Origin of the sequence: Sphaerochaeta globosa str. Buddy, from assembly GCF_000190435.1 — a bacterium.
GTDB classification, from domain to species: Bacteria; Spirochaetota; Spirochaetia; order Sphaerochaetales; family Sphaerochaetaceae; genus Sphaerochaeta; species Sphaerochaeta globosa.
In genome coordinates this window covers 2,487,553-2,514,552 of record NC_015152.1, presented here as the reverse complement: position 1 = coordinate 2,514,552, position 27,000 = coordinate 2,487,553, and the positions used below count along the sequence as shown (strand labels likewise).

The window sequence follows — 27,000 nt, the reverse complement described above, 5'->3', positions numbered from 1 at the left end:
TTGAGTATCGTACATGTGAAGATAAATGGCATCCCTGTTGAAGTTGAAGAGGGGACCAGTGTTCTGAATGCAGCCAAGAAAGCCGGGGTCAAAATCCCGACTCTCTGCTACCACGAAGACCTCAAGCCCTTCGGCTCCTGCGGTCTGTGTATCGTGAAGCAGGAAGGCAGCGCAAAGATTATTCGTGCTTGCGCAGCACCGGTCAATGAAGGTCTGAGTGTCATCACCCACGACCATGAGTTGTTCGAAGCCCGCAAGACCATTTTGGAGTTGATTCTGTCCACGCACCCCTCCAGCTGCCTTACCTGTATTCGCAATGGTGAGTGTGAGCTGCAGGACCTTGCTGCTGAGTTTGGCATCCGTGAGCAGCCTTTTGAGGTCCGCCTCAATGACCGCGCAAAGGACACTTCGTCTGCCTCCATCGTTTTGGATCCAGAAAAGTGCATCAAGTGCGGACGCTGCGTACAGGTCTGCCAGGACCTCCAGGGTGTATTTGCCCTTGAGTTCATCGGTCGTGGCGATGAGACCTGCATGGCTCCCGCTGCCATGCTCAAGCTTGAGGACAGCCCCTGCGTACGCTGTGGCCAGTGTGCTGCACACTGCCCGGTTGGCGCCATCTATGAGAAGGATGAGATTGCAACCTTCCTCGCTGCTGCCGCTGATCCCCAGAAGCAGGTCGTCGTCCAAATCGCTCCCTCAATCCGTGTAGGACTGTCCGAATCCTTCGGTCTTCCTGCAGGGACTGTCACAACCAAGAAAATCTATGCTGCACTTCGCAGGCTTGGAGCCAAGGCTGTGCATGACACCAACTTCGGTGCCGACCTCACCATCATGGAAGAAGGAACCGAACTGGTAACCCGTCTGACCAAGGGTGGAGCACTACCTCAGATGACCAGCTGCTGCCCGGCCTGGGTTGACTACGTTCAGAAGTACTACCCCGACCTGCTTGACCATGTGTCCAGTGCCAAGAGCCCGATGCAGATGGTTGGAGCTATCGAGAAGACTTTCTATGCCGAGAAGATGGGCATGGATCCTGCAAAGATGTATACCGTTGCCATAATGCCCTGTACCGCGAAGAAGTATGAATCCGATCGCGACGAGCATATGTACGCCAGCGGCTTCAGAGATGTGGATTTGGTGCTGACCACCCGCGAGTTCGCCCGTCTGATCAAGAGTCAGGGAATCGATTTCCTTTCTCTTGCCGAGGAAGAGGCCGACAGTCCGCTTGGTGAGTATAGCGGAGCCGGTACCATCTTTGGTGCCACCGGTGGTGTTATGGAAGCTGCAGTACGCACTGCCTACCATATTGTAACCGGTAATGAGCTTCAGAACGTTGAGGTAGACGTCGTTCGCGGTCTTTCTGAAATCAAGAAGGGAACGGTCGACTTTGACGGAACTCCGGTTCGCGTAGCTGTCGTTCACGGTCTGTCCCATGTCAAGGAAGTGATGGATGAGATCCGCGCTGCCAAGGCTGAGGGCAAGCAAGCTCCCTATGAGTTCATCGAGGTCATGGCTTGCCGCGGTGGTTGTATCGCCGGTGGCGGTCAGCCCTACGGTGCTACCGATAGTCTGCGCAAGGAACGCTCCGCCGGTCTGTATACCGACGACAAGAACAGCGCAGTGAGGCGCTCGCATGAGAATGAATCGATTCAGAAACTCTACGAGACCTACCTCGAAAAGCCGATGAGCCACAAGGCGCATCATCTCTTGCATACCACCTATCAGGAAATTCCTGTTTATAAGGCCTGATAGTTGGCCAGTATCCAATGTGCCCGGCCCCCGACAGGCCGGGCCTTTCTCTGTAATGACACGACCCGGACAACTGTCTGGGTCGCTTGTATTGCACCTAATGATCACCGATACGATGGTGAAAAACCATCGTAGGACTCTTTAGACGGGGAGCATCGAATCTATGTGATGAAACAAAACCATGGTAGCATGAAACAATGAATGCCAGGAGGTGATGTGGATGCTTGAACCTGCGGAGTACCGGTGCAAGGGATTGGTTTCGGGAGGCGTTCTGCCTGAATTGCTGATCAGCACCCAACTTGGAATAGGCGTGATGGTTGCTTCGTTTCCGCTCGGATTGCCTTTCTGGGCACAAGTGCTGCTGCTGGTGGGGACTATTACGGCAGTGTTATTCATCTGTTCGGCTGAAATCCGGTATAGCTTGGAATTCGATGGACTAACCCGTTCGATCAATCCGAAGGTTTTGAGATACAAGCAACTGAAGCGTCTGACTCATATCGATTGGGCGCGTATCGAATGGTATACGCTTGACTATGACCGCAATCGAAACCGGCAAGCCTATCCGTATTTGCTCATCAGGGGCAAGAAACCTTACTTCCAATGGAAAATTGCTGGAAAAACCATGCACGATACAGCCTTCGATCAGTTTGTACAGAGCTTTGTCCAGAGCATCCCTGTATCCGGGGGAAAGCAACAAGAGAAGGCAGGCGAACCCTCTTTTCGGCCGGCAATGCAGCAGATCAAACCCCGTCCAGGGTTCTATCGCACCAAAGTGGCGAAGTTTCTGACCCTCGTCTTCGTCATAATCGATGTGAGTATTGTAGTCGGGGTAGTGACAGGATTCCTGACGCTCTCGGCGACCAGTATGTACCGGCTTCTCGCAGTGCTGTTGCCTGGCACCTTTTACCTTCTTTACCGGACGCTGCGCAGTTGAGCGATTTCTCAGATCAGATACTTATTTCACAAAGAGAAGGAATGCAAACCTAACGTCAACGGAGGGTAATCTGTTGTTGGATGGAGAGGCAGGGGCAATAATGCCCCTGCCCGCTCGACGAATCAGGGAATTCTACAAAGAAGCAACGATGGGCTGGAAGCAGAGGTAATCACTACCATATCCTGGTCCTGCGAAATATCCATTCTGGATGCTTGGTAGGAATCGAGGAGGGTGGAATCCACATAGGTAAGCTCGTACGCTGGTGAAGGTGTTTGGAAAGTAAGCAAGGCATTGCTGGCTAGGACATACAACCGGGTGCCGGTGGTATTCGCTGTAAGCTGTACGATGCCTTCCATGTCGGTGATTCCATCCGAACCTGAGGAGTAAACCTCGGCTTGTTCCCATACCGAACCGGTATAGGCAAACTTGCCGACATCATTGTCCGTAGCATAGATCAGGTGGTTGTCGTTCAGGAATTCCACCTTGGACACATTGGCAATATACGGTGTTCCCGGAGAAGAGAAATCCACTGGATTGGTGAATTGGGCGTTGATCGTTCCCTTGCGGAAGATTCTCAGAAGCGAGCCAGCTTGCTGGACAAGGGCGGTTGATAGGCCTCCACTACTGATGGCCATTGCCGTATACGGGTTGGGGAACGGGGGTATTTTCATATAGTAGTAATTCGTATACAGGGTATCTTGCGTATTTGCATAGAAATTGGTCTCTATAACATGGTCTTTGAGCGGATGCAGGCCATAGAGAACTCCCGTACTCCTAAGCAACGTAAGTTCACTAAGATAGGGGAACGTAAGGCTGCCCGGTCGACTGGTCCCATAGGTATTGTCGCGATTGAGGAGTTTTACCAGGGAGGAAGTCCCGAAATTGTATTGGTAGATGGTGATGCCCGGTTTCACGGAATCGGCAATGGCCACCCTATTGGTGGCAAAATCGACCAAGATATCGGTAATCCCGGCAGCATTGAATCCATCGGCTGCAGTGTAGGTATGCACGACTTCCAACGACTCACGGACAATTCTGCAGACCTGAATGGTCTGATGTTGGTTGCTGGCCAGCAAAATCTTTCCATCGGGCAGGAATGCCGCATGGGCATCGATTCCGATATTCATGCCGCCGGTATTGTCCTGTACCGTGCTTACGAGGATCGGTACACCCGCTTCCCCGTTTACCGTGGCAGTGAAAGAAATGCTGGCCGACCCGGAACTGGCCTGTAAGGCCCCCTTTGCAATGACATCCAAGCGATGGGAACCGCTGGAAGGGGTGAAGGTGCAGGTCAGTTCTGAAGCCGTCAAGACTCCATCCAAATACCAATCGACTTCCAGGTTCGAGGGGTCGCTGGTTGTCAGGCTGGCTGTCACCGGCTGAAGGGCATTGACGTTCTCGCTGATGCCGGCGATGGTGCACTCTACCGGCACCCCAAGATGATTCACCAAGGTAAGAGGGGAAGGAACATTTGCATACTTGTCCAACCTCAATTCGATGCTTCCCTCGGTGGTTCGGTTTCCGACAAGTCTGATCACCTCGGCACACCCTGCGACAGGGACCGAGCCACTGAACAGCTGGGCATTTAAAAGGTAGGATCCCGCAAGGTAGTGTCCGCTGTAGAGCACCGAGCCATTAGCCATATTGTTTGTCGTGGGAGTAAGTGTCTGGATGGCGCCAGCCTCATCGGTAAGACTTACCTGGAGCGAAGGATCACTGACATTCAGCGCATTCCAAAGCAGTTCGATACTCAGCAATCCCTTGCCAACCAGAGAGCTCAGTTCGATGGTCACCTCACAAGGCTGGGGTGTCAGCGTAACCGTTGCTTGGCCGGTGACCAAATCTACGCCGCCGGAGTTCTGTCCGATGGCTGTGATGGTCCAATTGCCGATCATCAAACCTTCCACTTCCAAGTTTTGCGTGGTACTCATGACGCTGAAGGTGGTTCCCTGGGGACCTTCACCTTCTACAACATAGCGGGACACTTCCAGGGGAGTGTCTTTTGGCAGTAGGGAGCGACTTTTTGTTTCACTGCTCACCATCTTCAATTGCATGGTGGATCGTGCTGCGCTCTCTTGCTTGCATCCTGCAGTCATCAGGCACAGAAGGCCTATGAGAGGGATGAGAAACCAACGAGAAGTAATGGATATTTTATTCATTCTTTCCTCCATTCGCAAAGGAGGAAAGGAGCAAGAATTGCTTCACATCTTTTCTTTTTTCTCGTCAGAAGGTACATTCACACCATGCAAGTATTGATTAAGCTAGTCCTGTTGTCACTGACGTTGGTTTTGGTTTTCATCAACCCCCATTACATCCTGAAATCTCGTGATTTTATAGTTATGAATAGCTAAATCATTATTCTGTTTTGAATAAAACATTGACAATGGGTCTTAAGCTAACTATAATTATAGTTAGCTATGGGAGGCCACAGTGTCAAGCATCGTATTCCAGCACCATCCAAACGGTACCGACTATGCATACATGTCTTCTTCCTATTGGGACGCCGAAAGGAAGACTACCAGGACCCGCATGATCTGCATCGGCAAGAAGGATCCCCGTACCGGCGAGATCATCTACAACAAGCGATGGAAGGAGCTCCAGGCAGAGCAGCAAGACAAGGCCCCCGGCACCGACATGCCTCCCGCCGTCTCCTCGACGCTCAGCATCGGTCCTTCCCTCCTGCTTCAGGCGGTGACGGATAAGCTTGGGTTGAAGCGGTCCCTGCTGAAAGGGTTCGACGCGGACACCACTTCCCAGCTGCTGGCTCTTGCATGGTTCTTCGCATCCTGTCCCGCCCAGAGGGCATATCTGGCGGAAGGATGGATGGAATCCCATCGCTGCCCCCACCAGGAAAGCCCTCTGGCAAGCCCGAGGATCACCGAACTGCTGCAGTCGATAAGCCGGGACCAGATCCTGTCCTTCTTCAAGAGCTGGCTGAGACGGTCCAAGGATACGGAGTACCTGTGCTTCGACATCAGCAGCGTCTCCACCTACGGGACGTACAATCCCTACGACGAGTACGGCTACAACAGGGATGGGGAGTCCCTGCCCCAGATCAACATAGCCCTGCTGATGGGGATGGAAAGCGAGATCCCTTTCTACTATGAGATACTGCCCGGCTCCCTTCATGATGTCTCAGCCTTGCCCGCATTCACGGCCATGCTGGGGAAACTGGGCATGACGAAGGTCTCCCTGATGATGGACAAGGGCTTCTACAGCCAGAAGAACATCTCGATGCTCCTGGAGAACGGCATCCATTTCACCATGCCTGTACCGAAGAACATCTCCCGGGTGAAGGGCTATATGGATGGTGACAGGGACGACCTCGAGCTTCCCCAGAACATCCTGGTCTCCGATGAGCGCTCCACCGTGTACGGGATCACCCACAGGACGAAACTTGACGGCAAGAGGCTGTACTACCATGTATTCACCGACACGGCCATGCGCATCGAGCATGTGGCGAAGTTCAATGCCTACATGGTCGAGCTTTCCAGGGAGCTTGAGACGGGGGAGCTTGTAGAGTCGCATGCCGAGGATTATTCACTGTTCTTCACCGTCAAGGAGACGCCGGTGAGGGGAAGGAAAGTCATCTGGAACCATGATGCGATCAAAGCCTATCGTGACCGGTATGTGGGATACTGGTCCCTGGTGACGAGTTGCGAGCCCGATGCCCGTACCGCCCTCTTGCAGTACCGCAAGCGTGACAAGGTCGAGAAGCAGTTCGACAACCTCAAGAACATGATCGACGGCAACCGACTGAGGACCAAGGGGACCGTCTCCAATGAGTCGGTTGTGTTCCTCCGGTTCCTGTCGCTCATCATCACCGAGTACATAAGGAAAGTGCTTCGCGACACACCCATCGACCCCCGGCTGGGGAATACGAAGACTTGGATCACCCGGTATTCCGTACCCGAGGTTTTCAACCGGCTGGAATCGTACACCGAGATAGTGTTCAAGAACACCTACAAGCCGATTCACCCGGAGAAAACGAAGGCTCAGCGTGAGATCTTCCAGATCTTCGGGCTCGAGTCGTGAGCCCTAACTATAATTTCTCGAGATTTCAGGTTACATTGGACAGGTGGTGTATTATTCTCTCTTCCCCCTGTTGTTCATCCTGGTATGGCTGTACTATCGAATCAGGTACTACGTAGGTGAGGAGCAGGTGCGCAAGGTGACGGATGAAAGCTTTACCTACTCATGCTTTTGTGCTCTCGTTCCGCCCGTTGACGATGGGGACCTCATCCGCGGCAGGTTGATTATTACCTCCAAGCGCCTTGCCCTCTTTCAGAAAGAAGCCAAGGGTAGGGCTGTCAAGGAAGTTTGGAGCATGGACATCGATCAAGTCAAACAATTTACCGTAGGACAGGTAATTTCGGTACGCAAAGGTGTCACGTTCATTGCAGAAGAAAGAGAGGCCCGGTTTGTAAGTTACCGAGCCTCGAAGGATAAAGAGGCAATTACGCTTGCCTTAGGTTGGAAAAAAGCCTAAAAACTGTAGCTGAACCCCACGCGCATTGGTTCAAGTGTGAGGGTGAAGTCAGGTTTGGTGATCACCCACTGCGCCTGAATGCCTGCTTGGTAGAAGAAGCGCAGATTCCTGACAATTTCGTAGGAGAAACCTCCCAATACTTTTGCCGACAATCCGAATTCATTGCTGGTTCCCATCAGGAAGGTGGGTCCAAGGGAGACGGAGACCGGGATATTGAAGGCCCTGTCCTCTCGGAACGTCCACTGGCCTTTTGCCAGAACACTGAGATAGGAATCCCCATCAATTTGTCCATATTCGAGAGCTCCTCCGAAACTGAAGAGCGTGTCGGTGTGTTTCAGTATGTCCACCTGTACGGAGAATCCATTATGGGTCAATGGTAGAGGCAAGCCGAAGTTCGCAAACGAGACAGCAGTTCCAATCGTCCAAGTAAGCGGCTGGGGGTCGATCTCCACGCGGGTGGTAGGAATCACCGGCGTCTGGGGTACAGAGGGGGTGAGGACCACTTTCTCGCTCTCAGGAGCAACCTCGATGGCAGATGGCTCTTCTTGGGGAGCTTTGGTTTCAGGTACTACCATTTCAGGTGTCTCTTCAACGATGACAGCCGGCTCAACGGGTATTGGTTGCACGTCAGCACTAGGCGTTTCTGCTGGTAGAGCAACTTCGTTTGAAGCCTGTACCAGAGGCTCTCGTACAGCAAACGGGACAGGTACCTTGGGAGCGCTGGGAACGGGAAGCTTAAGCAAGCCCGATAGCAGCAGGGGGTCGATGGGTGGAGGAAGGGGAGAACTGACGCCGACGACCGGTTGCTCGATGCCTACCTCAACGATCGGCTCCTGCTTTCCTACTTCCAAAGGCTCGGTTGCTTCCTGCTTGGGCTTAACTTCAGGTACCTGCGGTACCGGTTGGTTGTTGACAGTGGGTGCAGGCGGTTGTCCCGAAGGCGCAGCACTTTGCTTCTGAACAGGAACAGAGGCCGCCTCAATTTGCTCAGTGGTACTTGTCGCAGGCCTCAGCACGAAATACCAGTAGGTGCCGGAAAGTACTCCGAGGCAGGCTAGGATAATCAACACTACTGACCAAGTCTTGTTCACAACGTACTCCTTACAATAACTATAACACCATACAAGGCCCTTTATGTACAAGTCTAGCACGAGTTGTTACCGACGGTACTATCATTTCCTCCTTTTTCTGTGAAGATTTGTGCATTTCTTCCCTTGCAGGAGTACTTCTAGCGGAGAATATCTTCCCTTGGTGTTGCATGGTAGGGTCTGCAAACGGAGGGTTCTGTATGCATATCCGCCTTTGTGTCCTGTTCCTGCTGATGCCGTTCAGCTTGGCCGCAAGCCAGGCAAGCATCTGCACTTCCATCGACCTCCGCTCTTTGGAAAGTCTTGTTTTGGATACAGCCCAGGTTCGCATTGAGGCCACTGTGGCCCTGACGGGGGAGTTCAGCTTGAGCATTCCCGTTTCCTTGGTTGCCGAACGCCGCCGTGGCGCCGTCCAATGTTGGGAGACAGGTCTGTTTCTTCAATACCATCCGCTTTCGTATGACCTGTTTCTTTCACTCTCCCTCATGCAAGTGGCCCTCTTGGCCAACCATCCCTATGAAGAGGGGCCGCAATTTCTTTTTCTTAATGAAATGGCCGTAGGCTGGCAATTCTCGGTTCCCCCATCAATCGTGATCAAGCCCTGCCTCGTCATTAAGGATCCCCATAAGGTTTTCGTCCAGGAGTATGAAGAATTGGGAGCACTTTTCTCACAGTTTCCCATGGTTCGCTTCGCTCTGCTTGTTGGGTGGAAGTTTCCTGTTCCCTCCTCCAAAAAGGCTGAGCAGTGAAAATGCAGTATGAGCAGGTAAGGAGGAGTTATATGGTGCGCACGCTTGGCAATTGGATGATGGTCATCCTGCTGGTACTGCCTCTCAGCGGCTGTTCTTTGGGTTGGGAAGTGCAAAGCAAAGCAAAAATCAGCGATGACCAGTTGTTTCCTGCCGTTTCCGAGATGATTGAACAACAAAAGGATGTCGTTTGGCCGTATTTGGAGGAGGATGTCCAACGTAGTCTGGTTAGCCGAACGATCAGCTCAGAAGAGATTGTGAACAACACCTTGGACGAGGAACAAGGTCGCCAGTATCTGGAGTTCTGTTATACCGTGGGCTCGAGTGCTGATCTCCAACAAGTTGTGGACTTTGCTCATGGCTTGTTGGATGCAGAGAAGCAGCAGGAATTGGATGAGAAACTGGAGGTTGCCCGATCTCTGATGCTGGACAAGGCACAAGTACTCAGCCGGGCCTTGGCTCCGAGCCAACGGGCGCCATTCTGGAAGGACATGCAAAAACTGGTTACCCGAACACTGGTTCTTTTTACTGCAGGTGTTGTCTATGCTTGCATTCCTACAGTGGTCTTCTGGGGCAAAATCTCGGCAGCTACGGCGGTGGCGGTGGCAACCGGAGTGGTGGCAAGCACCGTCATGTCAATTTGGCGGTATTATCAGTTTGGGGGCAGTATTGACGAATCATTCGGTGAGTGGCTGACCAGCGTCACTACTGAGCCCGAACTCTCCTATGCCTTGGCTGCCAGTGTAATTGCAGTAGGCAACACGCTCAAGCGAGGCTTTGTGGTAACAGGAATCATTATTTGTGTCTTTGCTTTGTACAATGTGTTGGACATGGTCAAGCCGATGCTCGCCAAGTACAATTTCAACGTATGAGGTAACAAGCTCCGTGTTTCTGTGGTTGCTCCTGCCTGTGCTTTGTGGAATACTATGTGCATCACAAAAATCAGGAAGGAGCTTTTCATCATGTCTACTACTCTCCGCAAAGAAATCCTGTCACGTTTCCTCCGCTATGCAGTCATCGATACCATGAGCGACGACCAAGCTGTTGCCGTGAAGCACCCCTCCACCGACGGTCAGTGGGATTTGCTTAATCTGCTTGTTGATGAGCTGAAAGCTCTGGGCATCAACGATGTACAAGTCGATCCCAATGGTGTGGTCATCGCAAGACTTCCCTCCAATATTGAGTATACAGTACCCACGGTAGCCTTCATGGCCCATGTCGATACTGCCGACGATGTAATGGGAAACAATGTAAAACCAAGAGTCATCGAAGCTTTTGACGGCAAGGACATCGTACTGAACGAGCAGTACACCCTTTTCTCTGAGGATAATCCCGAGCTTGGCAAGTATATCGGCGAGACCCTGATCGTCACCGACGGCAATACATTGCTTGGCAGTGATGATAAGGCCGGTGTTGCCGAAATAATGAGTGCAGCAGCCTATCTGATAGCCCATCCCGAGGTAAAGCACGGGGTGGTGGAGTTCATCTTCACCAGTGATGAAGAAACCGGGGCTGGTATGAACACCTTTCCCTATGAGAAAATCAGCTGTGACTATTGCTATACCATCGATGGTGGCAAGCGCTTTGAAATTGAAAGTGAGTGTTTCAATGCAGCAACGGTGAAAGTCCATTTCAGCGGGGTCAGCTATCATTTGGGCATGGCCCGCGGCCGGCTCGTCAATGCATTGACTATGGCCTCGTTCTTTATCAACGCCCTTCCCCAAGCAGAGAGTCCTGAGGCAACCGATGGCCGCTATGGGTATTACTGCGCACAGAGTTTCAACGGGACGAGTACTGAAGCGGATCTGACCCTCTACCTCAGGGATTTCGATTTGGACATCCTCAACCGCAGAATCGATACGATCAAGAGTCTTGCATCTGCAACCGAAGCCCTCTATCCGAAGGGGAAGGTCCTCGTCGATGCAAAGCATATCTACTACAACATGGCCTTGGTGGCTGCTACCAAGCCTTTTGCCATGGAAAATCTGTATGAAGCAGGCCGACAGTTGGGTATGGAGCTTGAGAGTGCGTTGATCCGTGGAGGTACGGATGGGGCACGGATGGCAAACGAACGCAATATTCCCTGCCCGAATATCTTTACCGGCGGACACAACCTGCATTCTCGTTATGAGTGGGCTGCTCTTCCTGCCATGGAAGATGCCTGCCGCCTGATCATCAAGATTGTTGAGGTTGGTGCTTCGAAATGAAGAAGCTTTGGGCTCTGTTCATCTGTTTGCTCCTCTTTGTGCTTCCGGCTGCCACCCTTGAGCTGGAAACTGAAAGCGGGGTATCAGATCGGGTTCGCTTGTCAGTCAAGCGGGCTCTGGAGCGCTCAATGCTGCCCCGACTCAAAGCAGACGAGACGCTTATTGCCCAGCTAACTGAGCTTTCCGTTCTTCGTCTGCAGGTAGGGGAACGGACACTTACCCTTGATATTGCCACCAATGATGAGGACTTGGAAGAATATCTGGTTTCCAATCTGCACTACGACGGCCTTTCCTTGTTGCAGGATCTTCCTCTCTTAGGCTTGGAAGTAGCTCTTGATCGGGGATTTGCCGTTGCCCTGGATTCTGAAAAACATATCAGGGAAGGACTTTCCTATTGGGTTTTGGATGGACAGGGCGATAAGCGTGGGGTGGTGGTAGCCACCCATGTGCGAAAGAACGAGTCAAAGCTGGCGTTTCTGCAGCAGACAGCAGGAAAGGAACTTTCATTGGGTATGGGCCTCGTGCCGATGGGTTCCTTTCCCCTTTCGCTTCACTTCAGCCTACACCAAGGTGGCACAGTGGGCTTTGCCTTCGATAGTTCCTATCCGCTTCCCTCCTATCCCTTCAGAGTGCTGTTCGGTCTCACCTCCCCTGACCTGAAACAAGGGTTTCTTGTTGTCGGTCTCGGCTCTGAATTGCCGCTTTCCCTTCTGTTTTCATCCAAAACCCAATTTGTGCGTGCCATAAGCCTCGAAGGGAGAGCCCTTGTAGGGATTGGGACCGCTTTTACAGGAGGGAGCTTGCTTTATTACAGTGAAGGCAGCCTCGCTTTGGTGTATCGAATGGGAGCCTTGGCCTTCAGCTTGGGAGGGGGAAACCGAGTATCGGCAACTTCTGCGGCCTTGACTCATCAAGGGCTTTTCCTCAGTCTCGGAACATCGTACACTTACACACCATGAAACAAGCGGTACGCAATGTAACAATCATTCTCATCTTCAGCCTAGTACTGTCTTCCTGCTCCTCGCTCTCCTCGTTGGTGCGCTCACAGGTGGAGGGCCTTCCGTCCTGGGTTTACAGTCCTCAAACCCGTAGTGACCAAGTAGCCTATGTGGGAAGGGGCACTGATATGGTTTCCTATAATGCGAGACTGCTTGCCTATGAGGACATTCTTGCACAAATTTCAGCGTATGTAGGTGAGGATGTACGTGATGCCTACTATCGTGAGTTGACCACTACCAACGCCATCGTCGATTTGAATCTGTCCATATCCAACGAATATGAGCGTACTGAAACCCGCGGCCAACATCAGATGTACCTTCTGGCCCGCTTGGATGCCAACCTGCTTGCAGGCAAGCGTACCAGTGTCTACAACGAAATATTGGAGCGCGATGCCCAGATAGAAGTCCTTTTGAAGGAGGCCGATCGTGCCTATCGGGCGAATGATGACACCTCAGCCATCGATCTCTATCTGCAAGCTGCCATCCTTGCTTCCCAAGGACCTGTCAATGTGAAGAAGCATGAGGTCTCCAATCTTTTGGAAAAGGCCCAAACCTTCCTGACTTCCTTACGGTTTACCTTGCGTGATGCCGACCAGACAAAGGCTACCGTCACCGTGTATGTTCGGCGTAAAAGCCGTTTGTTGTCGCCGAAAGTGCTCAAGGCACCGGTGCATGCTACCTTTCAGGCACGTAACAGCCTAGGCAAGCCCTATACGGATTTTCTTCAGTTCAATACTGCAACCGATGGATTTTTCACCTTTATTCCCTATAACCAGGGTCTTCAAAAGAGTGGGGAAGTGATTTTTTCTGTAGACTTTTCCCGCTTGCGCGAACAAATATCCTCTGTGTTCGACCAAGAGACCATAGCCCCCATTTTGGCCGCCATGGATGCGTGCCGCATTGAGTTCCCTTACTCGGTCAGTTCTCCGGTGACAGAGAAAACAGTGGTTGCTGCAATTCAGGCGTTCAGCCAGGAAGGGGTGCTTCTTTCTCACCCTGGGGCCTTGCAAACGTTCAGCGAAGAGCTTGCCTTGGATACCATCCCGGTTGTGCAGCTATCACTGGGTACGTTGGAGCTCGAAGACCAACTCAGTGAGTTGCGTTCTCGCTATCCCCAGGGAGGCTTGGCCTTGTTGGGGACGGTGGGAGTGGTGCGCACCGAAGTCGTGCGCCAACAGCAGGTGGTGGTCGCCTCCGGCAGGGTACAGGTCTATGACTTGGGTACCCAAAGCGTGCTGTACGACACCAAAGAGGTTGAGGCTGTCGCTTCGGGACAAACGATGGATGCGGCGCGCGATGCAGCGTTCAAGCGTTTTGGCTCAATCGCCAGTTATTTGGTAAGTTCCTTCCTGTTCATGCGTTGAACAAGTGCACCAGTTCTTTTGGATTGTTGCTGATAATGCCCATGGCCCCTTTCGCAAGCAAAGATGCTGCCTGTTCGGGATCATCGACCGTCCACGTACAACGTTGATAGTTCCACAGGCGTGCTTCTTCAAACTGCTGTACAGGTGGCTTGAGATAGGTCGGATGTACCAGATGCCTGCCGAATCCATGGCGAAGGAATCTCGGAACCGATGGTGAGTCACTATAGATGAGGGCGGTGGGGATGCTGTTTTTACTGATGTGTTTGAAGCGTAGCAGGCTGACAGGGTTGAAGGAGCTTATCAACGCTTGGTTTTGCAAGCCTGTCTTGGCCAGCTGGTCCCAAACTGCCATCTCCAAGCCGGTGTTCTGTATTCCTTCTGCTTTCAGCTCAATATCATATAAGAGCATATCCTTTCCCAGAGCCAAAACCTCCTCAAAGAGGGGAATGTGTTCACCTCTGCCTACATCGATATGCTTGAGATCTTGGTAGGTCATTGCATCGATGCGCTTGGGTATGCGGGCTATACGCTTGAGGTCGAAGTCGTGGATGACAACCAGCTCTCCACTTTTACACTGCTGAACATCGAGCTCTATGCCCTGTATATGCATATCCAGGCATGCTGAAAAGCTTGAGAGGGTATTTTCCGGGTGATCGAACGAGGACCCTCGATGGCCAAAGAGAACGGGTGTATCGAATACTCTGTGCATTATCGCTTCCCCCAGCGCAGATGCGCCACTTCATCCTTCCATTTTTCGCTGTCGATGGTCTCCAAAACCAAGGGAATGTTTTCGAATCGTGGGTCGGTGGCGATATGTTCGAAGGTGGCCCAGCCGATGGTACCTGCTCCAAGACTTTCATGGCGGTCGAGATGGCTTGCCGCAGGGGCCTTGGCATCGTTGAGATGCATGCCCATAAGCTTGTCCAACCCGATAAGATGGTCAAAACGATCGATGGTCTTTTCGAATTTCTCAACGCTGGACAAGTCGTAGCCGCCGGCGTGCGCATGACAGGTATCGATGCAAAAGCCGATTCGATTCTTGCTTTGGCAGTTCTCATACAGGTAGGCAAGCTCTTCAAAACTCGAGCCAAGATTGGATCCTTGTCCGGCGGTGTTCTCAACGACCGCGATGGCACTTTCGGTCTCACTAAGAGCTATGTCGAGGCTTTGTGCAACCAAGAGCAGGCCCTCTTTTGCATCAATCTGAGCGAGGTGGGAGCCTGGGTGGAAGTTGAGAAGCTTCAAGCCAAGTTGCTCAACCCTCCTCAGCTCGTCGATGAAGGCCTCTAGGCTCTGCTTACGCTTTTGTGCATCAGGATTTGCAAGATTTATCAGGTAGCTGTCATGTACCAGAATCTGATCATTGGAAAAATGCAGCGAAGCGCATGTTTCGACGAAAAGCGTTATCTCCTCGTCTGTCAGGGGCTTGGCCTTCCACTGTCTCTGATTCTTGGTGAACATGCCTAAGGCATTTGCACCAAATTCATCCGCTCTGGCCAAGGCGAGGTGAAGCCCTCCACCGATGCTTGTATGAGGTCCAATCGTATGCATAGAAGAAACCTAGAGCTTTGAGGCAGGGTTGTCAATCATCTTAACTCGTGTTAGTGTCCTCCTTACAGAGGAGCGATACAGCATGAGCGAACGGCAATGGGCCCTTGGCGATGAACTATCCGGTTTTCAGTTGGTTGAGATTTCCACCTTGCCGGAATACAAGGGTGTTGGATACCTGTTTCGGCATATCGAAACCAATATGGAAGTGTTTCAGGTAGTCAATGATGACAGTGAGCTGTTCTTCAGCTATGTGTTCAAGACCTTGCCCAGCAACGATTGCGGTATCGCGCACATCCTGGAGCACTCCGTGCTTGCAGGTTCTGAACGCTACCCGGTGCGCGACCCCTTCATGACCTTGCTCAAGGGCAGCACCAACACCTTCATGAATGCGATGACCTACCCCGACAAGACGTTGTATCCTGCCGCAAGTCCGTTGAAGAAAGACTTCGACAACCTCTTTTGCGTGTACACCGATGCGGTGTTCGCTCCGCTGTTGCGGGAGGAAACCTTCTGGCAGGAAGGAGTACGCTTGGTCACCGATGGGGAGAACAGCCACTTCGAGGGCGTAGTCTACAACGAAATGCTCGGGGATGGTTCGGATCATGATTCCATCGTCGGCAAGAACAGTGTGCGTACCTTGTTTCCCGATACTCCGTATGCTTTTGAGTCGGGAGGCAATCCTGAACAAATCGTCCGTCTTGATTACCAACAATTTCTCTCGTTCTATAGCCAATTTTATCATCCATCCAACTGCAAGCTCTTCTTGTACGGCAACTTGCAGGTCGGGGAGAAATTGGCCTTCCTTGACCAGGAATATTTAAAAACCCGTGGTTCTTTGAAAGTAAACAGCACCTGCAAGCTTGCTGAGAGCTGGAAGCAGGAACGCAGTGTCAGTTTCACCAGTCCGATGGAAGAAGGACAGACTCAGGAGAGCTCCTCGGTCGTACTTTCGTGGGCGACCAGCGAGGTGACAAAGCCTTTGGAAGTGGTCACGCTCTCCACCTTGGTGGATATTATTCTGGGCAATCCTGCAGCTCCGCTGTATAAGGCATTACTGGATAGCGAGCTTGGTTTGGATATTTCTCCGGAAAGCGGTATGAGTGCCGATTTCAGGCAGATGCCTTTCTTGGTTGGATTCAAAGGCATTGATGCCGAAAAAGCTGAAGCTGCCAAAGCGTGCATCCTGGGTGCCCTGTCTTCCATTGTAGAAGAAGGACTGGACAGCGACCTGGTAGCCTCGTGCCTGAAGCGTGCCCGTTTCAAGCAGTTGGAGATTCCCGGGGGAATGCCTACTGGGCTGAGAGCCTTGAACCGAAGTCTTCGCGGCTGGCTTTTTGATTTCGGGCCGACTGCAACCATCCAATCGGTAGGACCGCTTGAGGAACTTGAGCAGCAGCTGCAGGCCAATCCTCGCTATTTTGAGGATTGGATTCAGACCAATCTCATCGACAACCCTCACCGGTGCTTGGTAACCGTCAAAGGTGATGCCGATCATCAGAAGCGCCAGAATGAGGCAATTGCAAAGTATGCCCAACAGACCAAGGAAGCCTTGGGTAAAAAGGGACTGAAGCAGCTTGTCCTGCAAAACGAACGGTTCTTGCAGTTTGAGAACGAGGGTGATACCCCCCAGGCTCTAGCCACTGTGCCGTACCTGCATTTAAGCGACCTCCCCAGCACGATCAAGCCGAATACCCATGAGCATGTATCCCTGGAAGGCCAGGACCTTTTTGTCAGGTCGCAGTTCTGCAACCAGATAGTCTATGCCGATATAGCCATACGCATTGAGGACCTCAGTGAACGGGAGCTGTTGTTGCTTCCGTTCTATACCCGCTTGGTACAGATGACCGGGCTCGGAGAGCTCTCCTATGTGCAAGTTGCCACCAAGCTGAAGCATCTGACCGGTGATTTCAACCTCTTTGTTGAGATGGGCTCCTCCTGCATCGATGAGGATGTCTTGGTTCTGCTTCTCAGAACAAAGATGCTTCTTGAGGACTTTGATGATGCGATGCAGTTCATCCAACGCTTGCTCTTTGAGGCAAACGTGGATGACCTGAGGCAGATCAAGCAGGTATTGAACAACTATAAGACTGATTTCGCAGACAGCATCACCTACAACGCCCATGGTTTTGCCTCGTTGTGTGCCGCCAGTGTTTTCAGCGCGGTCCAGTACGAGGGCGAACAGCTTTCGGGTTTGCATCAGTGGTTCTTCCTCGATGCACTCACCGATGCGGACCTTCCCCAATTGGCCCAGGAGATGCTCGCATTGCAACAGAAACTGAACAACTGTCACCGGCTGATCAACCATCTTAGTTGCGATGAGGAATATGTGCAAACCTTGGTACCGGTATGGGAGCATTTTGTAAGGGGTTTTGAGGATAAAGGCCCCATTGCAGCAAGAAAACGCAACTATGAGGCAGTCAGCAAGGGCGAAGTGCATGAGGTGCAGCTCTACAGGCTTCCCTCCACGGTCAGCTATGCAGCGTATGCGATGAGGACCAGCGCACGGGGCAGTATCGAACAGGCGGCCCAGATGCTGTTGGGCCAGATTCTCAGTGGAAACGATTTATGGGAAGTCATTCGCGGTCAAGGAGGAGCTTACGGGGTGTCGGCAAATGCCGATGTGATGGAGCAGATGTTCGTCTTCTCAACCTATCGCGATCCCCGGATTGTTGGTTCCTTGAGTGATTTCAAACGGGTGCTTGCAAAGTATGCAACCCAAAGCATCGATGCCAAGCATATTGAGAATGCCTTGATTTCGACCGTCGGATCGGAGCTCAAGCCACTCTCTCCAAGCCAGGACTCCATTCTGGCTTTCCGCCGGTTGCTCTATCACATTACCGACGAATTCCGTCTGATGCGCCGTGAACAGTTATTGGGATTGGATAGCGACCGGCTCAACAGGGGAGCCGAGGCATTGCTTGAACTGGCCAAGACCGAGGATAGTTATGTAGTGCTTGCGGGTTCCCAGCTCCTGGAAGCGGAGAAGGATAAGCATCCTATGCTTGATCGTCCTGCAGTCCGTCTGCCGTTGTAGACCTTTCACCCCAAATCCGGGCCAGGGAGTTCAAATCCTTGGCCGATTTTAGTTTTAGAACGGCACATTGACGAATACTCGCCTGACTCTTGGCAATGTCCTCGGACAAGGCTTTGCAGGACGGGCTGCCGCACAGTCCGCAGTCGATACCCGGAAGATAGGCGAGGATGCGCTCCGCCTTTCTCAGTTTCTGCAGGGCTTTGCTGTGATCGGTATCGAGGCCTAGAACGTGCAAGGCCTGTACCGGTTCAAGGTTGAGGTTCTTCAAAAAAGCCTGCTTCTGCTCGATGATCCGCTCACAGAGGTCTTGGCTCAATTGCTTGGGCACCGTGCTGGACCAGTGCCTGATTCGCTCGGTTGCCAGGAAACGGTTGCGTACGGTGAGTATCCCGCCGACGCAACCTTCTGCGCAGGCATCGAGTTCCAAGAACTGCAGATTTGTATCCTGCTCGTCTTCCAGAATCTCCAGGAATTCAATCACATTGTGCATTTCATCCACAGCGAGGCAGCGACCGGTATGGTGCGAGCTTTGTCCTTTTACCAGACTCCATCGCAAGGCTTTGCGGGTGCAGTCAGGAAAGCTGAAGGTGTGCTGCTTTTGATCTGCGTCCCCTTTGTGTTTGGCAATGTAGGCGCATACCAGGTTGTAGGCAGTGTCGAAATTGATGATACCATCGAAAAGGCGGTGCTCTTCGGAGCCCTCAGTTTTGAACTGGGCGATTTTGGCTGCACAAGGGCTGAAATAGAAAATGCCCAGACCTTCGAATAGGGCTTTCAATTCACTGCGGGCAAAGAGGGCGGTGACTTGGGCGGGGGAGCGCAGGGTGCTCAGGTTATTCACCAAAAGAGGGAAGCGGACCTGAATGAGTCGTTGTACCGAAGGACAGAAGTTGCTGATCAAAGGAAGGGTGGTACTTTGGTCCTCAGCCTCAAGTATACCAAGAATGTCCACCCCGGTTTCAGCGAGGTACAGGTGGGTGAAGCCGAGCGCATACAAGGCTCCGCAAATGTGGCTGAGCGTCACTGAATCATCGAACTGAGCGAAAAATACAGCAGGAACAATGGCTACCCGCGTAGTGAACGCTTCAAGCTGTGAGAGGGAATCCTGTTCAATGGCGATGGCGTTGTTCGGACAGACAGCCATACACTGACCACATTCGATACACAAGTCATTGTCGATACGGGCTTTTCCCTTGGCTATGCGGATGGCTTGGGTGGGGCAGCGTTTCATGCAGTGGGTACACCCTTTGCACGCTGATTCAACGATATAGAGGGCATGATGGAATAGTTGGTTGCTCATGACTCCTCCTTGAATTTGAACAGCATGGACAGGTGGGTGTGGTCCCCGGCCTTGGTATAAATGGACAACTTGTCACAACTCTTTCGAATATTCGGCAATCCCATGCCTGCTCCGTACCCCATCTCGCGGACTTCGTCGCTTGCCGTCGACCATCCTTCGGTCATGGCCAGCTCCAAGTCGGGGATGCCGGGTCCGGTGTCGATGACATCCACCTGAACTTGTTCTTCCTCGAAGTCGCAAAGAATCTTGCCCCCATAGGAGTGGGCTATGACGTTGACTTCAGCCTCGAAGACTGCGACTATGATGCGCTTGATCGTCAAGGGGGGGATATTCAGCTGTTTGAGCAGCCGCTTTAGGTTGCTGGATGCAACACCCGCCACCGAGAAGTCCTGTGCTGGGACAAGGTACTCTTGATGCATGCTAATATACCGGCTTCAACCCTTGTTGATAGAGAAGCCCGCTAGCTTTAAAAAGGGAGAAGGAGGTGTAGGCGAGCGAAATATTCAACTCCTTGGCCATGTCGATCATGCTTTGGCTGGGTTTCTTGTTGCGAACCAGCAGAATGTTGCTGATGTCACTCATCTCCGCCGTTCTGATGGCCTGATTATTGGACAAGCCGGTGATGAGGATGATGTCATCCTCAAGGATGGTCAGTACATCGCTCATAAGGTCGCTGGCAAAACCTCTCATTACTTCGTCTTCCAGATGGGATTCTCCGCAGACAAGCTTCCCATCCACACATGCTAGGATATCTTTAAGTTTCATAGGTGTGAGTATACCATGGACAAGGCTCATAACGGTAGGTAAAACTCAGGTCCCTTTTGCTCTTTTTGCCTTTCAAAAAGAGGGGTGAGAAGCTATACTGACTCAAAGAGGAGGAATCGCGTGAAATACGTTGGAGCTTTGGACCAGGGGACGACCAGTACCCGATTTATTGTATTTGATCAGAAAGGGACTCTTGTCGCATCCCATCAGCTGGAACACCAGCAGATTTATCCCCAGCCCGGTTGGGTCGAACATGATCCTTGGGAAATCTGGGACAACAGCTCGGAGTGCATCAGCAAGGCCCTCAAGGCTGCCAACCTCAAAGGCAGCGATATTGCAGGAATCGGCATCACCAACCAGCGGGAGACCATCATCGCTTGGAATCCGAAGACTGGAAAAGTCTGGCACAATGCCATCGTATGGCAGGACCTGAGGGGTTCCGACCTCATTGAGAAGCTGAAAGAGCATGTGGATGCTTCTTTTTTGCAGAAAAAGAGCGGTCTGCTTTTCAGCCCGTATTTTTCTGCTTCCAAAATTGCTTGGTTGCTTGACCATGTGGATGGTCTGCGTGATGAGGCCGAGAAGGGCGATGTGGTCTTCGGCACCATCGATACCTGGCTTACCTGGAACCTTACCGGTGGAAAAGCACTGGTTACCGATGTGACCAATGCTTCACGATACCTTTTGATGAATATCGAGACCTGTCAGTGGGATGACGAGCTGCTCTCCCTGTTCAATATACCCAAGAAAGCTCTTCCTATGATTGTTCCGTCATCGGGCATGGTGTATGCCACTACCACCCCCAGCGGTCCGCTTCGCAGCGAAGTTCCTGTGTGTGGAATCCTCGGCGACCAGCAGGCTGCCTTGTTCGGCCAGGCCTGTTTCACGGAAGGATTGGGAAAGAGCACGTACGGTACCGGCTGCTTCCTTTTGGTAAACACCGGACTCAAGCTTGTCACCAGTGCCCAAGGTTTGTTGACAACCGTGGCCTATCAGCTGGGCAGTGAAAAGCCGATGTACGCATTGGAAGGTTCCATTGCAGTAGCAGGCTCCTTGGTTCAATGGGCACGGGACAATTTGAAGATCGTGCAGAATCCACAGGAACTGGACAAACTGGCCTCCTCTGTGCCAGACTGCGGCGGAGTGTACATCGTTCCTGCTTTCAGTGGGCTTTTTGCTCCGTACTGGAGATCTGATGCACGCGGGGTAATTGCAGGGCTGACCGGCTATGTGACCCGCGCCCACCTTGCCAGGGCCATTTTGGAAGCGACAGCCTTCCAAGCCCACGATATTTTCAAGGGAATGGAAAAGGATAGCGGAATCGAGATGACTACCCTCAAGGTCGACGGCGGGCTTACCAACAGCCAGCCATTGATGGAATTCCAAGCCGACCTGCTGGGGATTCCTGTCATCCGTCCCTTGGTGGTGGAGACTACTGCTTTGGGTGCCGCCTACGCTGCGGGCTTGTCTGTGGGAGTATGGAAGGATTTACAGGAGCTTGCCGCCTATTGGAAGGAGGAGCGCCGTTGGGAACCGAAGATGTCCAAGGAAGTTCGATGTGAGAAGATTCGCTTCTGGAAGAAAGCTGTGAATCGCACCCTCGACTGGGTGGGGCCGCAGGAAGATGAACAGTAGGAGTGCTTGATGGTTTTCGATGCGATGCAAGGTTTGCTCTCATTCATGCGCCCCGCCCTTCAGGTGGGGGTGCTTGCATGGGTGTTCTATCGGTTTTATGTAACGATAGCACAGACCAAAGCTCAGCAACTGGTCAAGGTTGTAGTAGTCTTATTTGCCTCCTTTGCCGTGAGCTACATCCTGAAGCTGGATGTTCTGCTCTGGATGTTTCGGTATATTTCGATTCCTGCAACCATATTCATCTGTATTGTTTACCAGCCCGAACTGCGCCGATCCTTCACCCAGCTGTGGAGTGGTGGCTCGAGGCTTTTCAGGATTGGTACGCAGACCACGAGTTCCGACCAGATAGACTCCATTCTCAATGCCTGCAATGTACTGGTGAATAAACGAAGGGGCGCCCTCATTGTGTTCCCCCGTCGTTTGGGCATCAAGAATATTATCGACAGTGGAACGAGGCTCAATGCCGACCTTTCCACCAGTCTGATTCTTACCGTCTTCGACCATGACACACCGTTGCATGACGGAGCAATGGTCGTTCAGAGCGGCCGCATCGTAGCTGCCGGCTGTTATCTGCCTCTCAGTGAACAGACCGACATCAAGAAAAGCTTTGGTACCCGTCACCGTGCTGCCTTGGGGTTGGCTGAGGAGTCCGATGCCGTGGTCCTGATTGTCAGTGAAGAGACCGGTGCCATCAGCATGACGTATAATGCGAACCTCTACTATGATCTTGAAGCAGGAACCATCAAGCGGATGCTGCTAGCCTTGTTCAGTTACAACGACATTACTCCCGAAGAGCTTTTGCAGGAGGCAAGCAGTGACGAAGCTGAGTAAAAACCTGCAAGCATTTTTGTATAACTGGCCGGCCAAAGTTCTTTCCTTGGTATTTGCCGTGCTAGTCTACGCCTTCATCCAATACACTACGTTGGGAGCAAGAGTGGTAACCATTCCCATTTCAGTCTCTCTGCCTGCACAATTTGAAGCTCAGAGTTTGGTACCAACTTCGGTTGAGGTCAGCATCCGCGGAAATGAAGACATCATTTATCTCATTGACCCGAATTATATTCGGGCAACCGTGGACTTCTCAGCGGTCAAGCAGGAGGGCATAGCCACCGCCCCGGTTATTCTTGTATACGACGAACAGGTCTTCGACAGTGCCGAAATTGCCCTATTGGCCAATCCCACCCAATATCGGATTCTCTTCGGAGTAGGGAGCGGAACCTGATGATTGAGGGTATCGGCATCGATGTAGTGAATATTATTCGGATCGGCAAACTCTCTGAGGCAGTCAAACAGCGCTTGTTCCACCCACTGGAGCTCTCTGATGCTGCTTCTCTTGCCCCAGGGGTACAGAGTGAGTTCCTTGCGGGGAGGTTTGCCGCCAAAGAGGCTTTGGGTAAAGCCTTGGGTACAGGATTGAAGGGCATCAGCTTGCAGGAAATCTGGGTTGAGCGACAAGCCGATGGCAGTCCGCTGCTTTGTTTTTGTGGGAGAGCCCAGGCATTGGTAGGAAGTCGCAAGGCCATGCTTTCCATCAGTCATGATCAGCCTGTGGCAGTAGCGGTGGTTCTTCTTCAGGGAGGCAACGATGGCTCGCTCTGATTGGAAACGACCTGACCTTGAGCCGTTGGACCCCGGTTTGCGAAGAATACGTATGACCGTCTCCTACCATGGAAGTCACTACAGTGGCTGGCAGAAGCAATCAAATGCCAAAAGTGTTGCAGAAATTATTGAACAGACGCTTAAGCAGATACTCGACGAGGAAGTCCAGGTTGTTGGCAGTGGACGAACCGACAGCGGGGTGCATGCCCTAGCCCAAGTCTGTCATATGGACATAGCAAACACGAGGATCAAGGGCGAGAAATTCGCCCTTGCCCTCAACCGTCTGCTCCCTGCTGATATCAGGATTTTGGATTCATGTGAGACTGATGGGACCTTTCATGCCCGCTATACAACGATGGCCCGCACGTATCGCTACTACTATAAACGGGAGTGCGATATGACTGCTTTCGATGACAAGCTGGTTGCAAAAGTCAAGCAGTTTCCCTCCCTTGAGCTACTGAATGAGTATGCATGCAGCATACGGGGAACTCACGATTTTACTACATTCACTGCAAGCGGCGACCTCTGTCCCTCGCGCTTTCGGGATATTTATGAATCCTATTGGAGGTTGGAGATCGACCGCTTTGGCAAGGAGTTGTTATCCTATACCATATGCGGTAATGCTTTCTTGTATAAAATGGTGCGTTCTCTGGTTGGATCGATGATGGAGTTTGCAACCAAGGATTTGCCTGTAGAAGAGTTTAGGCACATCCTTGCTTCCAAGGACCGAAGCCGTTCTGGTCGTACTGCAAGTGCCTGCGGTCTGTATCTCTACCGCATCAGCTATGATGTGGATGAGTATGCGTGGTTCGAGGAGGAAGAGCATGAGTGATATCCAAGAGAGACGCAAAGGTCTTGCCTCCGCACTCCAAAGTTTTGTTGATTTGTGTGATGAGGCACAAGCCGTGATCGGAGCAACCCCGCTGCAAAGCTGTGGTGAGCGTGACTTCTCTGTCCTGCTTGATACGATGCTTCCCCTTCCTATCGATAAGGGATCGGTGCATGGTACCAATGTCCGTCAGCTTGAAGCGTTGGTCGCACTCTGCACCAAATGCCGTTTGTGCGAGACTAGGAAGCAAGTAGTATTTGGTGAAGGGTCCATTCCTGCACGCCTGATGGTTATCGGGGAGGGCCCGGGATTTGAAGAGGATGCGAGCGGCAAACCCTTTGTAGGAAAGGCCGGCAAGTATCTGGACAGCTGGTTGGGTGCCATTCATATGGATCGCAGCAACGCAGTCTACATAGCCAACATTGTAAAATGCCGGCCACCGGAGAATCGCGACCCTGAAGTCGATGAGGTACAAGCGTGCCTGCCATACCTCAAGCGCCAGATTCAGTTGGTCAAGCCCCAGATCATTCTTCTCGTCGGCAGTGTTGCTGCACGTTCACTATTGGGTGTTTCCGATGGGGTGGGCAAGCTCAGGGGGCGTTTCCTCCGGTATGAGGACGTTCCGGTGGTTGTAACCTATCACCCCGCTGCAGTCCTTCGGAATATGGAGTTGAAACGACCGGTATGGGACGATTTGAAGAAGATTGCCGCCTACCTGGACATTCAGCTTTCCGGGAGGTCCTGATGGCCTTGTTTGCCATGGTGGCATTGGATTTGCCGCTCAAGCAATCCTTTACGTATACCATTGAACCAGCTATGCAGGATAAGGTCGCAGTAGGTCACCGGGTTGTTGTTCCCTTCGGAAAGCGGGAGATGACCGGGTATGTCATCGATTTGATGGATGCGTTCAGCTCTCCGTATGAGCTGAAGGCGATCAAGCGGGTAATCGATGCATCGCCGCTGTATGGAAAGCAACTCCTGGATTTGGCTGCCTGGATGAGTCGCTACTATTTGTGCTCGCTTGGCGAAGCATTGAGCATGATGATTCCCGGTGGCAGGAGGGAGATCAGCATCCCGGCCCTTGAAGTCGAGGAAGATCTCAGCTTTGCGAAGATTGAACAGCTCAGCGATGAGCAGGATGCAGCCATTAAGGCCATCCTAAAACGTGACAAGCCGATGTATTACCTCTATGGGGTGACGGGAAGCGGCAAGAGTGAAGTGTTCCTTCGTTGTGCCGAGGCGGCAATCGCAGAAGGCAAGGCGGTCATCTACCTTGTTCCCGAGATTACCTTGACTCATCAACTTGCCCAACAGGTGACCTCGCGGTTCGCCAACAAGGTGGCAATCCTGCATTCAGCCCTTACTCCGAGCCAACGGCTGAAAGAGTGGAAGCGGATAATTTCAGGAGAGGTGCAGCTTGCCATCGGGGCTCGCAGTGCCGTCTTTGCCCCGTTTGAGAACCTTGGCCTGATTATTCTCGATGAGGAGCACGAAAACAGCTACAAGAGCGGCAATACTCCCCGCTACCATGCCAGACAGGTTGCCCAAAGGCGTTGTCAGCAGGAAGGGGCGACGTTGGTCATGGGAAGTGCAACCCCCTCCTTGGAGGCTTACAGCCTGATGCAGGATGGCTCACAGGTCGGTGCCTTGCATCTTACCAAACGAGTGGCCGGAGGGAGCATGCCCAAGGTGGAGGTTGTGAATCTTGCCTTTGAGAAGTCCTTGGTCAGTTCCGCCTTGAAACAGGGTATTAAAGAGACACTGGACAAGCAGAAGCAGGTAATACTCTTTTTGAATCGCAGGGGTTTCTCATACTTTTTCCACTGCAACAGCTGTGGCTATGAGCTGCACTGTCCCAATTGCTCGGTAGCTTTGACGTATCATAAGAAAAGTGAGCAAATGGTGTGCCATTACTGCGGCTACCGCACTGCTCCGATGCGCGTCTGTCCTGAGTGCAGAAGCGTTGACGTGCAGTATAGCGGCTTTGGTACCGAGATGGTGGAGATGGAAATCCGTACACTCTTTCCCAAGGCACGCGTCGAGCGTCTGGACACCGATAGTGCCAAGGAAAAAGGGCATGTACAGAAAACTCTTTCTGATTTCCGCCAAGGTTCGATCGACATTCTTTTAGGAACTCAGATGGTGGCCAAGGGACTCAATTTCCCCAAAGTTGAGCTGGTGGGAATCGTGCTTGCCGATAGCGGCATGAATATTCCCGATTTCCGCAGTCAGGAACGGACGTTCAGCCTGCTTGTACAGGTCTCGGGCAGGGCAGGACGGTACAACGACCAAGGCAAGGTGATCATCCAGACCTTCCATCCCGATAATCCCGCCATTCAGTATGCCCTTGCCGGTAATGTCGAAGGCTTCTACAACGAAGAACTTGCAGTAAGGAAAGACACTGGATTTCCTCCTTATAGCAGGCTGATAAACCTGGTACTCAGGGGCAGGAATCAGAAAAAGGTACAAGAGGAGACAGAGAAGCTGGAAGCGCTGCTGAATTCAGCAGCCGTTCATGCCAAGGCAGAAGTACTTACCTCGGGTGAGTGCCCCTTGGAAATGATTGCCTCCAACTATCGATATCACATCCTGATCTCAGCCAAGGATGGCTCTTCAGCACACCATTTGGTTGCCACCGTTCTTGCTTCCTACACTCCAGTATCGGCTGTGTACCTCGAGGTTGACCTCGACCCGCTGCAGTTGCTGTAG

At 52.2% G+C, this 27,000-nt stretch carries 24 protein-coding genes; 17 read left to right on the top strand and 7 right to left on the bottom strand.

Going from position 1 to position 27,000, the window contains the following annotated elements; all coding sequences use genetic code 11:
- Both SPIBUDDY_RS11735 and SPIBUDDY_RS11730 read left to right on the top strand, forming a co-directional pair.
- The gene (locus tag SPIBUDDY_RS11735; protein WP_013607980.1) at window positions 1–1,749 is read left to right on the top strand and encodes an NADH-dependent [FeFe] hydrogenase, group A6; all 1,749 of its coding nucleotides are present in this window, start codon (window positions 1–3) and stop codon (window positions 1,747–1,749) included.
- Window positions 1,750–1,969: 220 nt separating this feature from the next.
- On the top strand, window positions 1,970–2,683 hold the full coding sequence (locus tag SPIBUDDY_RS11730) for a hypothetical protein (protein WP_013607979.1): 714 nt from the start codon (window positions 1,970–1,972) through the stop codon (window positions 2,681–2,683).
- A gap of 122 nt (window positions 2,684–2,805) precedes the next feature.
- Here the strand turns inward: SPIBUDDY_RS11730 and SPIBUDDY_RS11725 are convergent, their stop codons facing one another.
- Window positions 2,806–4,842, bottom strand: a complete 2,037-nt coding sequence (locus SPIBUDDY_RS11725) for a hypothetical protein (RefSeq protein ID WP_013607978.1) — start codon at window positions 4,840–4,842, stop codon at window positions 2,806–2,808.
- A gap of 271 nt (window positions 4,843–5,113) precedes the next feature.
- Here SPIBUDDY_RS11725 and SPIBUDDY_RS11720 point away from each other — a divergent pair, with 271 nt between their 5' ends.
- Both SPIBUDDY_RS11720 and SPIBUDDY_RS11715 read left to right on the top strand, forming a co-directional pair.
- Complete coding sequence (locus SPIBUDDY_RS11720; RefSeq protein WP_013607976.1) at window positions 5,114–6,718, top strand: IS1634 family transposase; 1,605 nt, start codon at window positions 5,114–5,116, stop codon at window positions 6,716–6,718.
- Between the two features lie 43 nt (window positions 6,719–6,761).
- Window positions 6,762–7,172 carry a hypothetical protein gene (locus tag SPIBUDDY_RS11715; RefSeq protein ID WP_155816101.1) on the top strand — a complete coding sequence of 137 codons (411 nt, stop codon included), beginning with the start codon at window positions 6,762–6,764 and terminating at the stop codon, window positions 7,170–7,172.
- Here the strand turns inward: SPIBUDDY_RS11715 and SPIBUDDY_RS11710 are convergent.
- On the bottom strand, window positions 7,169–8,263 hold the full coding sequence (locus SPIBUDDY_RS11710; RefSeq protein ID WP_013607974.1) for a hypothetical protein: 1,095 nt from the start codon (window positions 8,261–8,263) through the stop codon (window positions 7,169–7,171). The two genes, SPIBUDDY_RS11715 and SPIBUDDY_RS11710, sit on opposite strands and share 4 nt — an antisense overlap.
- Window positions 8,264–8,460: 197 nt before the next feature.
- Between SPIBUDDY_RS11710 and SPIBUDDY_RS11705 the strand changes: the two genes are divergently transcribed.
- The 5 genes from SPIBUDDY_RS11705 (at window position 8,461) to SPIBUDDY_RS11685 (ending at window position 13,578) form a co-directional block, all read left to right on the top strand.
- Complete coding sequence (locus SPIBUDDY_RS11705) at window positions 8,461–9,009, top strand: hypothetical protein (protein ID WP_013607973.1); 549 nt, start codon at window positions 8,461–8,463, stop codon at window positions 9,007–9,009.
- Window positions 9,010–9,041: 32 nt separating this feature from the next.
- Entirely contained in the window at window positions 9,042–9,881 is an 840-nt protein-coding gene (locus SPIBUDDY_RS11700) for a hypothetical protein (protein ID WP_013607972.1), read from the top strand.
- A gap of 90 nt (window positions 9,882–9,971) precedes the next feature.
- A complete protein-coding gene (pepT, locus tag SPIBUDDY_RS11695) occupies window positions 9,972–11,216 on the top strand; it encodes a peptidase T (RefSeq protein WP_013607971.1) in 1,245 nt (414 codons plus the stop codon).
- Window positions 11,213–12,175, top strand: a complete 963-nt coding sequence (locus SPIBUDDY_RS11690) for a hypothetical protein (RefSeq protein WP_013607970.1) — start codon at window positions 11,213–11,215, stop codon at window positions 12,173–12,175. Before pepT ends, SPIBUDDY_RS11690 begins: the two co-directional genes overlap by 4 nt.
- On the top strand, window positions 12,172–13,578 hold the full coding sequence (locus SPIBUDDY_RS11685; protein WP_013607969.1) for a hypothetical protein: 1,407 nt from the start codon (window positions 12,172–12,174) through the stop codon (window positions 13,576–13,578). The genes SPIBUDDY_RS11690 and SPIBUDDY_RS11685 overlap by 4 nt, the downstream gene beginning before the upstream one ends.
- On the opposite strand, the gene SPIBUDDY_RS11680 is transcribed toward SPIBUDDY_RS11685, so the two are convergent.
- The gene (locus SPIBUDDY_RS11680) at window positions 13,568–14,287 is read right to left on the bottom strand and encodes a glycerophosphodiester phosphodiesterase (protein WP_013607968.1); all 720 of its coding nucleotides are present in this window, start codon (window positions 14,285–14,287) and stop codon (window positions 13,568–13,570) included. The genes SPIBUDDY_RS11685 and SPIBUDDY_RS11680 overlap by 11 nt on opposite strands.
- A complete protein-coding gene (nfo, locus tag SPIBUDDY_RS11675) occupies window positions 14,287–15,129 on the bottom strand; it encodes a deoxyribonuclease IV (RefSeq protein ID WP_013607967.1) in 843 nt (280 codons plus the stop codon). The genes SPIBUDDY_RS11680 and nfo overlap by 1 nt, the downstream gene beginning before the upstream one ends.
- An 82-nt stretch (window positions 15,130–15,211) precedes the next feature.
- Between nfo and SPIBUDDY_RS11670 the strand changes: the two genes are divergently transcribed.
- Window positions 15,212–18,163 carry an insulinase family protein gene (locus tag SPIBUDDY_RS11670; protein WP_013607966.1) on the top strand — a complete coding sequence of 984 codons (2,952 nt, stop codon included), beginning with the start codon at window positions 15,212–15,214 and terminating at the stop codon, window positions 18,161–18,163.
- Here the strand turns inward: SPIBUDDY_RS11670 and SPIBUDDY_RS11665 are convergent.
- The 3 genes from SPIBUDDY_RS11665 to SPIBUDDY_RS11655 are packed head-to-tail and all read right to left on the bottom strand — an operon-like array spanning window position 18,126 to window position 20,228.
- Entirely contained in the window at window positions 18,126–19,463 is a 1,338-nt protein-coding gene (locus SPIBUDDY_RS11665; RefSeq protein WP_013607965.1) for a [Fe-Fe] hydrogenase large subunit C-terminal domain-containing protein, read from the bottom strand. The two genes, SPIBUDDY_RS11670 and SPIBUDDY_RS11665, sit on opposite strands and share 38 nt — an antisense overlap.
- On the bottom strand, window positions 19,460–19,882 hold the full coding sequence (locus SPIBUDDY_RS11660) for an ATP-binding protein (protein WP_013607964.1): 423 nt from the start codon (window positions 19,880–19,882) through the stop codon (window positions 19,460–19,462). Before SPIBUDDY_RS11660 ends, SPIBUDDY_RS11665 begins: the two co-directional genes overlap by 4 nt.
- A gap of 1 nt (window position 19,883) precedes the next feature.
- A complete protein-coding gene (locus SPIBUDDY_RS11655) occupies window positions 19,884–20,228 on the bottom strand; it encodes a DRTGG domain-containing protein (protein WP_041380750.1) in 345 nt (114 codons plus the stop codon).
- Window positions 20,229–20,348: 120 nt separating this feature from the next.
- Between SPIBUDDY_RS11655 and glpK the strand changes: the two genes are divergently transcribed.
- Genes glpK through priA form a run of 7 tightly spaced genes read left to right on the top strand, consistent with a single transcriptional unit; the run spans window position 20,349 to window position 27,000 of the window.
- Entirely contained in the window at window positions 20,349–21,863 is a 1,515-nt protein-coding gene (gene glpK, locus SPIBUDDY_RS11650) for a glycerol kinase GlpK (RefSeq protein WP_013607962.1), read from the top strand.
- Between the two features lie 9 nt (window positions 21,864–21,872).
- Window positions 21,873–22,694 carry a diadenylate cyclase CdaA gene (gene cdaA / locus SPIBUDDY_RS11645; RefSeq protein ID WP_013607961.1) on the top strand — a complete coding sequence of 274 codons (822 nt, stop codon included), beginning with the start codon at window positions 21,873–21,875 and terminating at the stop codon, window positions 22,692–22,694.
- On the top strand, window positions 22,678–23,085 hold the full coding sequence (locus SPIBUDDY_RS11640; RefSeq protein ID WP_013607960.1) for a CdaR family protein: 408 nt from the start codon (window positions 22,678–22,680) through the stop codon (window positions 23,083–23,085). The genes cdaA and SPIBUDDY_RS11640 overlap by 17 nt, the downstream gene beginning before the upstream one ends.
- Window positions 23,085–23,462: a holo-ACP synthase gene (gene acpS / locus SPIBUDDY_RS11635; RefSeq protein ID WP_013607959.1), complete on the top strand. Its 378-nt coding sequence runs from the start codon at window positions 23,085–23,087 to the stop codon at window positions 23,460–23,462. The genes SPIBUDDY_RS11640 and acpS overlap by 1 nt, the downstream gene beginning before the upstream one ends.
- Window positions 23,449–24,294 carry a tRNA pseudouridine(38-40) synthase TruA gene (truA, locus tag SPIBUDDY_RS11630; RefSeq protein ID WP_013607958.1) on the top strand — a complete coding sequence of 282 codons (846 nt, stop codon included), beginning with the start codon at window positions 23,449–23,451 and terminating at the stop codon, window positions 24,292–24,294. The genes acpS and truA overlap by 14 nt, the downstream gene beginning before the upstream one ends.
- Window positions 24,287–25,036 (top strand): uracil-DNA glycosylase, encoded by a 750-nt coding sequence (locus SPIBUDDY_RS11625; RefSeq protein WP_013607957.1) that lies wholly within the window; start codon window positions 24,287–24,289, stop codon window positions 25,034–25,036. The genes truA and SPIBUDDY_RS11625 overlap by 8 nt, the downstream gene beginning before the upstream one ends.
- Window positions 25,036–27,000 (top strand): replication restart helicase PriA, encoded by a 1,965-nt coding sequence (gene priA / locus SPIBUDDY_RS11620; protein ID WP_013607956.1) that lies wholly within the window; start codon window positions 25,036–25,038, stop codon window positions 26,998–27,000. The genes SPIBUDDY_RS11625 and priA overlap by 1 nt, the downstream gene beginning before the upstream one ends.

Coding starts and splice junctions, on each gene's coding strand:
- SPIBUDDY_RS11700 (WP_013607972.1), top strand. CDS start 9,042: ATGGTGCGCACGCTTGGCAATTGGATGATGGTCATCCTGCTGGTACTG.
- nfo (WP_013607967.1), bottom strand. CDS start 15,129: ATGCATACGATTGGACCTCATACAAGCATCGGTGGAGGGCTTCACCTC.
- SPIBUDDY_RS11725 (WP_013607978.1), bottom strand. CDS start 4,842: ATGAATAAAATATCCATTACTTCTCGTTGGTTTCTCATCCCTCTCATA.
- truA (WP_013607958.1), top strand. CDS start 23,449: ATGGCTCGCTCTGATTGGAAACGACCTGACCTTGAGCCGTTGGACCCC.
- SPIBUDDY_RS11665 (WP_013607965.1), bottom strand. CDS start 19,463: ATGAGCAACCAACTATTCCATCATGCCCTCTATATCGTTGAATCAGCG.
- SPIBUDDY_RS11730 (WP_013607979.1), top strand. CDS start 1,970: ATGCTTGAACCTGCGGAGTACCGGTGCAAGGGATTGGTTTCGGGAGGC.
- SPIBUDDY_RS11660 (WP_013607964.1), bottom strand. CDS start 19,882: ATGCATCAAGAGTACCTTGTCCCAGCACAGGACTTCTCGGTGGCGGGT.
- SPIBUDDY_RS11685 (WP_013607969.1), top strand. CDS start 12,172: ATGAAACAAGCGGTACGCAATGTAACAATCATTCTCATCTTCAGCCTA.
- SPIBUDDY_RS11690 (WP_013607970.1), top strand. CDS start 11,213: ATGAAGAAGCTTTGGGCTCTGTTCATCTGTTTGCTCCTCTTTGTGCTT.
- SPIBUDDY_RS11705 (WP_013607973.1), top strand. CDS start 8,461: ATGCATATCCGCCTTTGTGTCCTGTTCCTGCTGATGCCGTTCAGCTTG.
- SPIBUDDY_RS11670 (WP_013607966.1), top strand. CDS start 15,212: ATGAGCGAACGGCAATGGGCCCTTGGCGATGAACTATCCGGTTTTCAG.
- SPIBUDDY_RS11655 (WP_041380750.1), bottom strand. CDS start 20,228: ATGAAACTTAAAGATATCCTAGCATGTGTGGATGGGAAGCTTGTCTGC.
- cdaA (WP_013607961.1), top strand. CDS start 21,873: ATGGTTTTCGATGCGATGCAAGGTTTGCTCTCATTCATGCGCCCCGCC.
- SPIBUDDY_RS11625 (WP_013607957.1), top strand. CDS start 24,287: ATGAGTGATATCCAAGAGAGACGCAAAGGTCTTGCCTCCGCACTCCAA.
- pepT (WP_013607971.1), top strand. CDS start 9,972: ATGTCTACTACTCTCCGCAAAGAAATCCTGTCACGTTTCCTCCGCTAT.
- SPIBUDDY_RS11680 (WP_013607968.1), bottom strand. CDS start 14,287: ATGCACAGAGTATTCGATACACCCGTTCTCTTTGGCCATCGAGGGTCC.
- priA (WP_013607956.1), top strand. CDS start 25,036: ATGGCCTTGTTTGCCATGGTGGCATTGGATTTGCCGCTCAAGCAATCC.
- acpS (WP_013607959.1), top strand. CDS start 23,085: ATGATTGAGGGTATCGGCATCGATGTAGTGAATATTATTCGGATCGGC.